Annotated in this window: 11 protein-coding genes; 6 read left to right on the plus strand and 5 right to left on the minus strand. The window is 64.4% G+C overall.

Translation table 11 applies throughout. From position 1 onward, the window contains the following. Positions 1–81 precede the first annotated feature (81 nt). On the minus strand, positions 82–423 hold the full coding sequence (locus tag GY937_15755; protein ID MCP5058161.1) for a hypothetical protein: 342 nt from the start codon (positions 421–423) through the stop codon (positions 82–84). A 170-nt stretch (positions 424–593) separates the two neighbouring features. On the opposite strand from GY937_15755, the gene GY937_15760 reads away from it, so the two are divergent. The 3 genes from GY937_15760 to GY937_15770 all read left to right on the plus strand — a co-directional run bounded on the left by GY937_15760 (position 594) and on the right by GY937_15770 (position 5,555). Next, positions 594–2,594, plus strand: a complete 2,001-nt coding sequence (locus GY937_15760) for an MBL fold metallo-hydrolase (GenBank protein ID MCP5058162.1) — start codon at positions 594–596, stop codon at positions 2,592–2,594. 130 nt (positions 2,595–2,724) lie between these two features. Beyond that, complete coding sequence (locus GY937_15765; GenBank protein MCP5058163.1) at positions 2,725–4,119, plus strand: DUF1298 domain-containing protein; 1,395 nt, start codon at positions 2,725–2,727, stop codon at positions 4,117–4,119. A gap of 8 nt (positions 4,120–4,127) precedes the next feature. Beyond that, a complete protein-coding gene (locus GY937_15770; protein ID MCP5058164.1) occupies positions 4,128–5,555 on the plus strand; it encodes a wax ester/triacylglycerol synthase family O-acyltransferase in 1,428 nt (475 codons plus the stop codon). A 39-nt stretch (positions 5,556–5,594) separates the two neighbouring features. On the opposite strand, the gene GY937_15775 is transcribed toward GY937_15770, so the two are convergent. Both GY937_15775 and GY937_15780 read right to left on the minus strand, forming a co-directional pair. Further along, entirely contained in the window at positions 5,595–6,419 is an 825-nt protein-coding gene (locus tag GY937_15775; protein MCP5058165.1) for an SDR family oxidoreductase, read from the minus strand. Between the two features lie 50 nt (positions 6,420–6,469). Beyond that, positions 6,470–7,060 carry a TetR/AcrR family transcriptional regulator gene (locus GY937_15780; GenBank protein MCP5058166.1) on the minus strand — a complete coding sequence of 197 codons (591 nt, stop codon included), beginning with the start codon at positions 7,058–7,060 and terminating at the stop codon, positions 6,470–6,472. Positions 7,061–7,211: 151 nt separating this feature from the next. On the opposite strand from GY937_15780, the gene GY937_15785 reads away from it, so the two are divergent. Next, positions 7,212–8,408, plus strand: a complete 1,197-nt coding sequence (locus GY937_15785; protein MCP5058167.1) for a thiolase family protein — start codon at positions 7,212–7,214, stop codon at positions 8,406–8,408. Between the two features lie 19 nt (positions 8,409–8,427). Then, positions 8,428–9,450 (plus strand): glutathione S-transferase family protein, encoded by a 1,023-nt coding sequence (locus GY937_15790; GenBank protein MCP5058168.1) that lies wholly within the window; start codon positions 8,428–8,430, stop codon positions 9,448–9,450. A gap of 19 nt (positions 9,451–9,469) precedes the next feature. On the opposite strand, the gene GY937_15795 is transcribed toward GY937_15790, so the two are convergent. Together GY937_15795 and GY937_15800 are read right to left on the minus strand one after the other, a co-directional pair. Then, a complete protein-coding gene (locus GY937_15795; protein MCP5058169.1) occupies positions 9,470–9,982 on the minus strand; it encodes a serine acetyltransferase in 513 nt (170 codons plus the stop codon). A 90-nt stretch (positions 9,983–10,072) separates the two neighbouring features. Next, entirely contained in the window at positions 10,073–11,311 is a 1,239-nt protein-coding gene (locus tag GY937_15800; GenBank protein ID MCP5058170.1) for a 6-phosphofructo-2-kinase/fructose-2,6-bisphosphatase, read from the minus strand. A gap of 63 nt (positions 11,312–11,374) precedes the next feature. On the opposite strand from GY937_15800, the gene GY937_15805 reads away from it, so the two are divergent. Beyond that, positions 11,375–12,616 carry a 6-phosphofructokinase gene (locus GY937_15805; GenBank protein MCP5058171.1) on the plus strand — a complete coding sequence of 414 codons (1,242 nt, stop codon included), beginning with the start codon at positions 11,375–11,377 and terminating at the stop codon, positions 12,614–12,616. Positions 12,617–12,751: the final 135 nt, after the last annotated feature.

Raw genomic sequence — 12,751 nt, forward strand, 5'->3', positions numbered from 1 at the left:
CCGGAATTCGCGCTTCTGGCGACACGTAGCTGAACATCGCAGACTGGTCGTGATCGGTTCCGCGCATCTCTCACCCCCTGATCATGCGTGTACCAACCGATTGGCGGACCCGCACGGGGTTTTTCCGCAGCCTGCTAGAGCGCGCGCATGGGCCGCACTTGCGTCGCAATCTTCGACCGTTACATAGCTCGACCAGACAGGCGGCAACCCCGAGGCCTTCATCTCTTCGCTCATCACACCCATGCCGGCGATATCGAGACCGCTCATCTGGAACATGGTGTAGCCGCCGCCCTGGTCGTCCCGATTGTCCGCCCCTTTCCAGCCAAAGAGCGCGGCGTAGAAAGCCTTCGAGGCTTCGGGATCGTTGCTCATCAGATCCACCCAGGAAAACTGTCCCGCTGCGTAGCTTACGAAACGTGCCATGAGGCTCCTCCCGTACGAAACCCAAGCGTACGACCGGCCTCGCGCCGGAGTCCAGGGCGAAATGCGCTGCTGGTGCCAGGGACTGGCACGAGGACATCCGCTGGCAGAGGGTGGTATACAAAGCCGTCCCCAGGAGGCTGGTATGCCAGCCGCCCCAAGGAGGAATCGAGATGCGACCCGCCCCCACCCTGTTCGTCGTCACGCTGGCTCTCTTGTTCGCCGGATGCGGCCAGAGCGACACCCTCCTGCCTTCCGATCCCGATGCCGACGCTTTCGGCCACACGCCGCCCACGCAGGCCACCGTGGCCATACGCGACCAGCGAGTGAAGGATTTGCCGCTGACGAGCTCCTCCGACCGCGAAGACGCGATCCGCGGCCTGGTCGCCCGGGAGGACGTACTCGAGATCCCCGGCAGCGGCGATCGCCTCGTCTGGAATCGCCCGGCCTACGATTTCATCGAGGGCCCGGCGCCGGATTCCGTGAACCCGAGCTTGTGGCGCCAGGCCGAGCTGAACAATCTGCATGGGCTCTTCGAAGTCACACCTGGCGTCCACCAGGTGCGCGGCTACGACCTCGCGAACATGAGTCTGATCGAGGGCGAACGCGGCTTCATCGTGGTCGATCCCCTCGGCTCTGCCGAAACAGGCGCTGCGGCCCTGGCCTTCGCCCGCAAACACCTGGGCAACAAGCCCGTCACTGCGGTGATCCTCACGCATAGCCACGTCGATCATTTTGGCGGAACGTCTGGCATCGTTTCACGTGAGGAGATCGCGTCCGGAAGCATGCGCATCATCGCACCTGCCGGCTTCCTGCATGAAGCGACCAGTGAGAACCTCCTGGCAGGCCCGGCGATGAGTCGACGCGCCGCCTTCATGTACGGCTTTCGTCTGGCCCGCAGCCCGCGAGGCCATCTCGATTCAGGCCTCGGCAAGGAACCCGGCCGGGGGAATACGACGATCATGCCACCGACGCATGTCATCGACCGCACGCCTCAGGCAATGACCCTCGATGGCGTGCGTTTCGTCTTTCAATACGCACCCGAATCCGAGGCTCCGGCCGAGCTGATGTTCTACCTCCCGGAGAAGAAGGCGTTCTGCGGCGCCGAGGTCGTCTCGCGTACGATGCACAACCTCTACACCCTTCGTGGCGCAAAGGTGCGCGACGCCCTGCGCTGGAGCGGCTACATCGACGAAGCCCTCGAACTCTTCGGTCGTGAAGCGGAAGTCGCCTTCGCCAGTCACCATTGGCCGACCTGGGGCAATGAACGCATCCAGACGTACTTGAAGCGCCAGCGCGATACCTACAAATACATTCATGACCAGACACTGCGCCTGGCCAACGCCGGCTACACCTCCCAGGAAATTGCGGATGCACTCGAGCTTCCGCCCTCGCTTCGCCCCCACTTAGGCAACCGGGGCTACTACGGCACGGTGCGGCACAATGCCAAGGCGGTCTATCAGGCCTACTTCGGCTGGTACGACGCCAATCCAGCCCACCTCGATCCGTTGGCACCTGCCGACGCCGCAGCTCGTTATGTCGAGGCGATGGGCGGCGCCGCTCCGGTGCTCGAAAAGGCCCAGGCAGCCTTCGACCGCGGCGATTACCGATGGACTGCGATGCTCCTCGACCATCTCGTCTTCGCGGAGCCGGCGAATACGGAAGCCCGAGCGCTTCTCGCGCGGACCTACGACCAGCTCGGCTACCAGGCAGAATCGGCGCCCTGGCGCGACGTCTACCTGTCGGGTGCCTATGAGCTCCGACATGGCCCGCCTCCGGCCGACGCACCCAGCCCCTTGGAGGGGGCCGCGGAACTCGTCAAACACATTCCGGTGGCGCGGTTCTTCGATGCGATGGCGGCTCGCTTGAATGGACCGGATGCCTCCGACGAGAACGTGACGATCAACCTCGTCTTCACGGACCTGAACGAGAGCCACGTTCTCTCCATCGAGAACGCCGTCCTCCACCATTGGCAACGCGAGCCGGCAGCGGATGCCGCGGCGACCATCCGCCTTACCCATGGCTTCTTCCTGAGATTGCTCCTGGGCCAGACCGGCCTCCGGGAGATGGTCTTTTCCGACGAGCTCGAGGTGGAAGGCAGCCGCCTCGAGTTGATGGGCTTCTTCTCGCTCTTCGACCCGATGGCGCCAAACTTCCCGATCGTCACGCCATAGGGGTTCCAGGGACCTTCTGACCCGACCGGACACCCCGGTGAGGCGGAATGCCGCTAGCGGAGGAGCCCCAGCACGCGGTGCGCTGCAAGCCCTCCCACTTACCGGCGCGTCAATTGCAGCTGTGTGCCCCATGAGTCACAGCGAATTCCTCACCGCGTCCGAGCGTCTGAACCTCGATCTCGAGGATGCCCACGTTCAAATGCACGTGGGCGGGGCGTTCCTGTTCGAGCGAGGCCCCCTCGGTCAGGGCGCCGGGGTCGCGTTCGACCGCATCCGCGACTTCGTGGAATCCCGCCTCTACCGGGTGCCGCGCTGCCGCCAGCGCCTGGCGCGGGCACCCCTCGGCGGAGGGTTGGCCTGGGTCGATGACGCCACCTTCAACCTCCACTACCACGTGCGCCACACGCATCTCCCCCACCCGGGGGACGAGCGGCAACTGAAGCGGCTATGCGGTCACATCGCCTCGCAACGTCTCGACAAGGAAAGACCGCTCTGGGAACTGCACGTCGTCGAGGGACTCGAAGACGACCGCTTCGCGCTCATCGTCAAAGCACATCAATGCATCACCCATGGCGTGTGGGAGATCGGGTTGATCCAGGCTTTGCTCTCGGACAACGCCGATCCGGATCCGCCCGAGCCCGGGCCCGTCTGGCTTCCGCGTCCTGCACCCTCCGGACGGGATCTGCTGCGGAATTCCGTCGCACAACGAATGGAAGCTCCGCTCCAACTCGGGCGATTCCTGTTGAAGGCGGGCCAGAACCCGGAACGCAGCTGGGACGAACTGCGCAACGGCCTGGAAGGTTTCCGCGATACGGGTCTGGCATCCGAGACGCCGTTCAATCGTCGCATCGGTCCCCACCGGCGTCTCGATTGGATGATCTCCGATGCAGACAGTGCTCGAAGGGTGGCGGAACGTTGCAGCATCGGTCTCGATGCCGTGGCGCTCTCCTCGCTGGCCGGCGCAGTGGGGCGCTTCTTCGAGCAGCGGGGTATTCCCCGGGCCGACCAGCGGGATCTCAATATGAGTGCGGCTCTTCCGGAGCAGGCAGGTGGCCTGCTCGACGAGGAACTCGCCGGCGACGCCCTCGCTTGGATGGTCGCAAAGCTGCCGATCACCGAGCCGGACCCGTTGGTGCGTCTCGAGCAGGTAGCGCAAGAGCTCGAGGCCTCGACCCACGTCGGTTACGAATTGTTCTCCGATGCAACCGATTTGCTCTGGCCCGGTCTCTCCGGTGCGGTCACGCGGATCCTGCTGGCAAGCCGGGTTTCGAACCTGACGCTCGCCCTTCTCTCCGGCCCGGAAACGGATCGCTTCCTGCTCGGCGCACGCTTGACCGACGCCTTCCCCATCTTGCCGCTGGTTCCGGATCAAGCCTTGCGCGTCGCCCTCTACGTCCGGGGGTCGAAGATGCACTGGGGCTTCAATTCGGATTGGGAGCTGCTCCCGGATCTGCACGACCTGGTGCGCTTCACGGATGAGTGCTTCCGGGAGCTCTGCGCGGCCGCAAACGCCCAGGCGGCCTGAGGGAACGGATGGACCACTACCACTACGAGCGCCTTTCGGCCCAGGACAACGATTTCCTCGATTGGGAAACGCCTTCCCTCACGATGCACGGCTCCGGGATCATGATCTTCGACGCGTCCCCGCTGCTCACTCCGGATGAGGGCATCGATTTCGCGACGATCAAGCAGGGCTTTGCGGCAGTCCTGCACCACGTACCGCGCTATCGCCAGAAACTCGCCTGGATGTCCGGAGAGGACCGGCCCTATTGGGTCGATGATGCCCAGTTCAACCTCGACTACCACATGCGGCACATCGCGCTGCCCCGCCCGGGTAGCGACGCGCAGCTCAAGCGCCTGGCGGCCGACATCATGCAGCGCCCGCTCGATCGTGGTCGCCCGCTCTGGGAGACCTGGGTGGTCGAAGGCATCTCGGGCAATCGCTTCGCGATCGTGATGAAGGCTCACCACTGCATGATCGACGGTGCCTCGGGCATGGGCTTGATGGAACGCCTCTACTCGATGACGGCAGACTACGAAATCACCGATGCGCCCCGTTTCGTACCGCGACCCAGGCCTTCGGGGATGGAATTGTGGCGAGATGGATGGCGCCGCCGGCTCGACCTTCCGGGCCGCGCCGTACAGGGCTTGCGCGATTTCGTGTCCGGGACCGAGGACCTGGGCGAGGAGGTCGCCTCGCGGCTGCGAGCGGTCGGCGACCTGGCGAAGATGAAGCTCGTCGCTGCCTCGCACACACCGATCAACGGGCCGGTCGGCCCCCATCGCGTCCACGACTGGGTCGAACTCTCCCTCGAGGAATTCAAGGCTGTTCGCCGTTCACTGGGCTGCTCGATCAATGATGTCGTACTGACGATCGTCACCGGAGCCGTGCGAGAACTGATGACCCGCAGGCAGATCCGCCCGGAAGGTCTGGATTTCCGGGTCAGCGCGCCGGTGAACGTGCGTTCCAAGGGCGATCAGGAGAAGATGGGCAACCATGTCTCGTCCTGGATCGTGCGGCTCCCCCTCGACGAGAAGGATCCTCTCGAACAACTGCGTCGCATCCACGAACTCACGCAGAGGCTGAAGGATTCCCGTCAATCCGTGGGCGTCCAGATGGTGACGGCCCTCCACGAGTGGATCCCGTTCGATATCCAGGGCGCATCCACCGGCACCCAGAACATGCTCGTGACGAACGTGCCCGGGCCACCCTTCCCGCTCTATCTGCTGGGCGCCGAGATGCGCTCGCTCTATACCCTGGCACCGTTGATCGAGAACATCGGGCTCGCGGTAAGCGTCGTCAGCTACAACGGAAAATTCGGCTTCGGCTTCAACGCGGACTACGATCGGCTGCCCGATCTCGGACAGTTCACTCGCTCGATCGCGCGCTCATTCGAGCACCTAGCCATTGCCGCGGGAACGAAACGGCCCGAAGCCGAGCTGCGCACGGCAACGCGCTGACTCACGCCGAGCCGCAGCCCGGCGCGAGTCGGCGATCTCTCACGGGAGATTGAGCTGCTTGGCAGGGCGTACGCTGATATCCGCGATGTTCACGTTGATCGGTTGCGTGACGGAGAAGAGCACGGCATCGGCCACGTCCTGGGGCTCCCCGAGAGTCTGCTTCATGGGCCCGGCCAGCTTCTCGAAGACCTCGTCCGGAAGTCGTTCGCCCTGCTTGACTTCGACGTCCACACCCGACATCGCAATGATGCCCTTCAAGAACGCGGGATCGAAGTTGCGGGCGAAGTTCGTGGCGATGGCGCCCGGCATCACGTTCACCACACGGATCGTGTCCTCTTCGAGTTCGGTGCGAAGCGTCGCGGAGATGGCGTTGACGGCATGCTTGGTGGCACCGTAGATACCCGGGTCCTGGCGTTGGGCTGCGATCGACGAGATGTTCACGATGTGACCTTCGGCATTGCACGCCCGCATGGCTCGCACAGCCGCCTGGCAGCCCACCAGCAACGCCAGCAGGTTCGTCTCGAGCATGGCTCGCCATTCTTCGGGTTCGCCGTCCACGATGCTTGCGGGGAAGGAGAGGCCTGCGTTGTTCACCATCACGTCGAGCCGGCCTGTCTCGCGCACGGCTTCGTCGACGAGGGACCGCACCTGCGCGGGATCTCGTAGCTCCGTGACGACGACGGTTGCAGCACCACCGGCCTCCTCGATCTGCTTGCGTGTCGCGTCCATGGGCTCCCGGGTTCGGCCCGAGAGGAAGACATGGGCGCCGGCGCTGCCGAGGGTGAGTGCGATCGCGCGGCCAATTCCGCTCGATGCGCCCGTTACGATGGCGGTTCGGTCTTTCAGGGTGCTGGGTTCGATCATGAGTTCTCCTGTTGGGCGCGCACGTGTTCCTTGAGTTGCGTAAGGCCGGCCTACGAGCGCACCAGACCCCAGACCGCTTCTTCCGACAGGGCAATCGTGTGCTCGTCGAGACGCACGAGGCCCGCGTCGGCCTCCTTCGCCAGGCCCACGAAAGCGCCGAAGGCCAGGGCGATCAGGACTTCCGGAGGGCCCTCACGGATCGCACCTTCCGCCTGGGCCGAGCGGACGAACGCGGCCACGCCCTCCATCACCGAGTTCGAGACCTCGCGGCTGGCGGGCTCCAGGTAGGGCAGGTGGCGATGCATCTCGAGGAAGCGGAACGCCTCGGACTGCTTGCGTGAGAACTCCCAGAGGCCGCGCCACAGCTGCCGGAATCCCTCTCGGGGGGAGGGCGCTCCGGCGATCGCGTCGACCAGGCAGCGATGCATCGAAAGCTTGCACTCCCGGTAGACGGCGTTCACCAGGGCTTCCTTCCCGGTGAAATGGCGGTAGATCGTGCCGGCAGCCACGCCCGCACGTGTGGCGACTTCCGGAACAGCGGTGCCGGCGTAGGAGTGCTCGCTCATCAGCTCGAGCGCTGCACGGACGATCGCTGCACGGGTGTCCTGGGGGTCGTGAGCCTGGGCAGGCTGCCGTTTCATGCAGCGAATGAATATTCATTCACATGGCCCGTGTCAAGTCGAGGACTCCGGATACAGAATGTGACTTTTGGCAGGTGATATGCAAATATTCCTCGCCGTTCACGAACCGTTTCACCCCGGCCAGCCAGCGGTCGGATGGAAGGAGACCCCCATGGCCCGCGAAGCCGTCATCGTCGATAGCGTCCGCACCGGACTCACCAAGGCCCACCGCGGCTCGTTCAACATGACCGAGCCCGTCGACTACACCGCTCACGTGCTGCGTGAGGTCGTCGCGCGCCAACCCGCCCTGGACGCTGAAGAAGTAGAGGACGTGATCCTCGGCTGCGGCATGCCGGAAGGCTGCCAGGGCATGAACATGGGGCGCGTTGCCGCCATGGCCGCCGGCTTCCCCAAGACGGTCGCCGCGACCACCGTGAACCGCTTCTGCTCATCCGGCTCCCAGGCCATCGCCATGGCAGCCCACCAGATCCTCCACGAGGGTGCAGAGGTCGCCATCGGCGCCGGCGTCGAAACCATCACGATGATGCAGGACGGCACCCAGAACACCAGTCGGATGGTGAACGAGACGGCCAAGAATCGATTCCCCGGCCTCTACTTCCCGATGGGTGTTACCGCCGAAGTCGTGGCCGAGCGCTACAGCATCTCCAGAGAAGACCAGGACATCTACGCGGCGCAGAGCCAGGAGCGGTACGCCGCTTCGGTCGAAGCCGGCAAGGTCGCCGAGGACATCGTTCCGATGACCGTGACCCGGCGCGTCCAGAAGAAGGGCGAGGAGCCCTTCGAAGAAGAGTTCAAGGTCGAGCAGGACGAGTGCAACCGGCCGGGTACGACCGTCGAGGCACTGGCCGGTTTGAAGCCGGTGTTCAAGCCGGCGGAAGAAGGTGGCACCGTGACTGCGGGCAACGCTTCCCAGCTCTCCGATGGTGCGTCGGCGACCCTGCTGATGAGTTCCGACCGCGCAAAGGAGCTCGGCCTCGAGCCCCTCGGCGTGTACCGGGGCACCGCCGTTGCGGGCTGCGGCCCCGAGGAGATGGGCATCGGACCCGTCTTCGCGTTTCCGAAGCTGCTGAAGCGCCACGGCCTCACGATGGACGACATCGACATCGTCGAGCTGAACGAAGCCTTCGCTTCCCAGCTGCTCTACTGCCAGCGCGAGCTCGACATCCCGAACGAGAAGCTCAACCCGCTCGGCGGCTCGATCTCGATCGGCCATCCCTTCGGCATGACCGGCTCCCGCATGACAGGCCAGCTGCTGCGAGAGCTGAAGCGGCAGGGCAAGCGCTACGGCGTCGTGACCATGTGCATCGGCGGTGGCCAGGGGCTGGCGTCCCTCTTCGAGGCCGTCTAGCCAAGACGAGACGGTCGAAATGGGAGGTTCCTTGTCGCTACGGCTGATGGGTGCACCGGGCTCGCCCTATACGCGAAAGATGCGGGCGCTGCTCCGCTATCGGCGTATTCCCTATCAGCTGCTCCTGCCTGGCTCGCCGGAAACCAAGGGCCTTCCCCAGCCGAAAGTACCGCTCCTGCCCACCTTCTTCCTGCCGGATGACGACGGGAACGAGGTAGCGGTCACCGATTCGACGCCGTTGATCCGGCGCTTCGAGGGAGAATTCGAGGGGCGCAGCGTCATTCCGGAGGATCCGGTGCTGCGCTTCCTCGATGCGCTCGTCGAGGACTACGCCGACGAGTGGCTCACGAAGGCGATGTTCCACTACCGCTGGTACTACGCGGCCGACATCGAGAAGGCCGGGGCCGTCCTGCCGCTCTGGCGAAGCGCGAGCATGACCGACGAGGAGCTGGCGCCCGTCTCCAAGATGATTCGCGAACGCCAGATCGAGCGGCTGTGGGTCGTGGGTTCGAACGACACCACCGCGCCGGTGATCGAGCAGAGCTACCGGCGCTTTCTCCGGGCCTTCGACGCACACCTGCAACACTTCCCGTTCTTGCTGGGGGGTCGCCCGGGCTCTGCTGATTTTGGAATCTACGGCCAGCTCACCCAGCTCGCGCTCTTCGATCCCACACCGGTCGCGGTCACCATCGAGGAATCGCCGCGCGTCTATGCGTGGGTCGAGAAGATGGAAGACCTGAGCGGGTTGGAGCCCGGCCCGTGGATCTCCGGGGATGCCATTCCCGAGACTCTCGGAGCACTTCTGTCCGAGGTCGGCAGGGTCTATCCGCCATTCCTGCTGGCCAATGCGCGAGCGCTCGAGCAGGGAGCGGAGCGGGTCGAGACACAGATCGATGGCAAGCCCTGGACCCAGAAGCCCTTCCCTTACCAGGCGAAGTGCTTGCGTTGGTTGCGCGAGGCGCATGCCGGGCTTTCCGAGGCCGAACGCACGACGGTCGATACCGTGCTGGCCGGAACGGGTTGCGAGGCGCTCTTCCAGTAAGGAAGCGCGAAGCCCCGCGTCAAGCGTGGGGGCGGCGCGGAAGACTCCGGGCCGGAACTCCGACCGCGCTGTGATCCGAGGGAACGTCGTCGAGCACCACCGCGTTCGCACCGATCTGCACGCGATCACCGATCTGGAGCGGCCCCAGAAGCCTCGCACCGCTACCGATGAAGACATCGTCTCCGAGTGTCGGCCCAGGAGAGCCGAAGACGACGCGTGACGAGTTGGAAAGCCCCAACGTCGCGTAGGGCGCAATCGTCGCGTTCTTTCCGATCGTCGTCCGTCCATTGATCACGATGAAACCATGCACGAAGTGAACCCCGCCACCGATCCGGACATCGTGGCCGATCGATACATTCGAGAGGGCCTGGTTCCAACTGGCCAGCAGCGTTCCGAGTGGGCGTAGCCCGAGAGAGCAGAGCAGGATCTGGAGGCGGTAGCGAAGCGCGGCACCGAACGTCTCCGTGCGGAACAAGACGTACAAGAGGCGTTGCCATGCGGGTCGATCCGCCGAGAAACGCGGGTACCACAAGGCGTAGACCTCGAGATCCGCCAGAATCAAACGTCGGGTTTCGGTCCAATCGACGGATCCCGGCCGAGAACGGTCGATCTCGGCGCCCACTCAACTCTCCACTTGCGGCGCCAACGGCACGCGTTCTTCCAGGCAGCCGTAGGCCGTCGGGGTGAGCTTGATGATCGTATGCAGGGGCATGTCGAGATGCGGAGTCTCGACGATCGGCAACTGCTGGAAGTAGGCCACCATCGCGCGCAGGACGGCGCGATGGGCCACGACCAGAACGGGAGTGCGGTAGCGCTCCAGCTCGATCAAGACCCGATCGATGCGGTGGATGACGTCCAGATAAGATTCTCCGCGCGGATAGCGGTACTCGAGTTTGTCGCGCTTGCGTGCGTGGAACTCGCCGGACATGGAGCGTTCGATCTCGGCGTACGTCATGCCCTCGCAGCTTCCCGCATGGATCTCGTCCAGCGCCTTCCAGGAGCCCGTCTGCAAGCCGAGCGGCTCTGCCGTCAGGACGGTTCGACGCAACGTGCTCGTCCAGACGTCGAGGTTCGCCGCCGAGGGAAAGGAATCGCGAACATGGGCGGCGAGGCTTTGGGCATACTCCGCGCCAGCCGAGGAGAGCGATGCGTCCCCGCCGATTCGGCCCTGCACGTTGTACACGCTCTGGCCGTGGCGGGTGAGCCAGACCGGCCGGTTCGTAACCTGGAGATTGGACAGGAAGAAGACGACCTTCCCGACGACGTATCCATACACGCGATTGATCACGACCTGGGCGCCCCGATTCCGGAGCCGGACCCATGCACCCTCATCCTCCCCGAGCGTCTCGTACTGACTTTCGTAGTGGGCGATGCGCTTGCCGAAATCGGCCAGGGCCTGGGCCTCGGGGACACCTTCATAATCCGGGGATCGGAGCTTCGTCTCCCTCAAATTGGCTTCGATGATCGCCGGATCGTCGTTCACGATCTCGACGAACAGGAGCTCGAAATCCTCCGCTTCGGCGCGCTCCCGGATCGAGCGACGCCGCTCCCGGGTCGAGTTGGTGGCATCGTAGACGGCGATCCGGCCTGATTGCCGCAGCCAACCGCACGCCTCATCGAGCGCATCCTCGGCGAGACCTGCCCGCTCCCGGGCGGCATCCTTGTTCGCCGGGTCGAAGTATTCGTGGGATTGGCCCGGCCCGACCGTGACGCGGCGATGCTCCCCTACGTTGAACGCCTGGGTGGGGTAGCCGAGCCAGGAGAGGTAGCCGACCAGCTTGCGGGCTGTGAAGGTCTTTCCGCGGGCAGGAAGCCCCACCATGGCAATCAGGTGTTTTCGTCCCCGACGCGGACGATCCATCTGTCTCCCCTGTTCAGAATGCGCCACCCTAGCAGGCTCGACACACTCGCGGAGGCAGACACGATGACGACGATCGGAATTCTGGTGGGCGGCGGGCCGGCTCCTGGCATCAATGGCGTGATCGGATCCGCGGCCATCTATGCGCGACGCCAAGGTGCCCGCGTCTTCGGCCTGTTCGAGGGATTTCGCTGGTTGATGGAAGGCAAGACCGATCACTGCACCGAGTTGAGCATCGGTACGGTGTCGCGGGTCCACCTGTTGGGTGGCTCGATCCTCCAGACTTCGCGCGCCAACCCGACGAAGAAACCGGAGGATCTCCGCCGCGTCGTCGAGACGTTGCGCAAGATCGGCATCGACCAGCTCGTGACGATCGGTGGTGATGACACCTGCTATTCCGCCATGCGCGTCGCCGAGGAAGCCGGACCCGCAATCCGTGTGGCGCATGTGCCCAAGACGATCGACAACGATCTTCCGCTTCCCGAAGGCATCCCGACCTTCGGCTTCGAGACCGCCCGGGAAACCGGCGCAACGATCCTCAGCCACCTGATGGAAGATGCACGAACGACAGGCCGTTGGTATGTGACGGTGATGATGGGGCGTTCCGCCGGGCACCTCGCACTCGGTGCAGCGAAATCTGCCGGTGCGACCCTTGCGATCGTCAGCGAGGAGTTCCCGGAGGGGCCGATCCGGCTGGCCGATGTGCAGCGACGAATCGAGGCGTCCGTCGTGAAGCGAATTGCCTTTCATCGCCCTTACGGAGTGGCCGTCGTTGCCGAGGGGATTGGCGAGCGTTTGCATCCCGACGATCTCGAGCAGCTGCCTGAGCTTCCGCGCGACGAACACGGCCACGTCCGCCTCGCCGAGCTGCCACTGGGTCGATTGTTGGTCTCCGGAGTCAAGCAGGGGCTGAAGGATCTGGGCCAGAATGTGACGATGGTGGCCAAGGATGTCGGCTACGAACTCCGTTGCGTCGCGCCCAATGCCTTCGACGCGGAGTACACCCGAGATCTCGGTGCCGGCGCCGTGCGATGCCTACTCGATGGCACCCATTCCGTGATGATCACCCGTGAGGGGAATGGCATCCATCCCGTCCCCCTGGGCGACATCCTGGACCGTGAAACCGGGCGCACCCGCGTGCGCCATCTCGACATCACGAGCCCTTCCTACACGATGGCTCGTGCCCTCCAGGTGCGGCTCGAAGCCCAGGATCTCGAAGACCCTCGCGCGATCGGCATGCTCGAGGAAACGACCGGACGAGGAATCGGCGAGCTGCAGGAGCGCTGGGCTGGATCGCTCGACAGCTAGCTCCAATCCGTCGTATTGAGGTGAAGGCCGGACATTGAAATGGCCCTGCGAGTGTGAGATGAAGGAGTTACGAGGCTTCTCCACCGACACCCAACAAGGCCACTTCAGTGCGATTGATTCAAGGCTCTATTCGGA

Source organism: bacterium (assembly GCA_024228115.1).
Taxonomy (GTDB): Bacteria; Myxococcota_A; UBA9160; order UBA9160; family UBA6930.

Excerpts from the sequence above, each read along its gene's own strand:
- GY937_15785 (MCP5058167.1), top strand. The coding sequence starts at position 7,212 with ATGGCCCGCGAAGCCGTCATCGTCGATAGCGTCCGCACCGGACTCACC.
- GY937_15790 (MCP5058168.1), top strand. The coding sequence starts at position 8,428 with ATGGGAGGTTCCTTGTCGCTACGGCTGATGGGTGCACCGGGCTCGCCC.
- GY937_15770 (MCP5058164.1), top strand. The coding sequence starts at position 4,128 with ATGGACCACTACCACTACGAGCGCCTTTCGGCCCAGGACAACGATTTC.
- GY937_15805 (MCP5058171.1), top strand. The coding sequence starts at position 11,375 with ATGACGACGATCGGAATTCTGGTGGGCGGCGGGCCGGCTCCTGGCATC.
- GY937_15760 (MCP5058162.1), top strand. The coding sequence starts at position 594 with ATGCGACCCGCCCCCACCCTGTTCGTCGTCACGCTGGCTCTCTTGTTC.
- GY937_15780 (MCP5058166.1), bottom strand. The coding sequence starts at position 7,060 with ATGAAACGGCAGCCTGCCCAGGCTCACGACCCCCAGGACACCCGTGCA.
- GY937_15775 (MCP5058165.1), bottom strand. The coding sequence starts at position 6,419 with ATGATCGAACCCAGCACCCTGAAAGACCGAACCGCCATCGTAACGGGC.
- GY937_15765 (MCP5058163.1), top strand. The coding sequence starts at position 2,725 with ATGAGTCACAGCGAATTCCTCACCGCGTCCGAGCGTCTGAACCTCGAT.
- GY937_15755 (MCP5058161.1), bottom strand. The coding sequence starts at position 423 with ATGGCACGTTTCGTAAGCTACGCAGCGGGACAGTTTTCCTGGGTGGAT.
- GY937_15800 (MCP5058170.1), bottom strand. The coding sequence starts at position 11,311 with ATGGATCGTCCGCGTCGGGGACGAAAACACCTGATTGCCATGGTGGGG.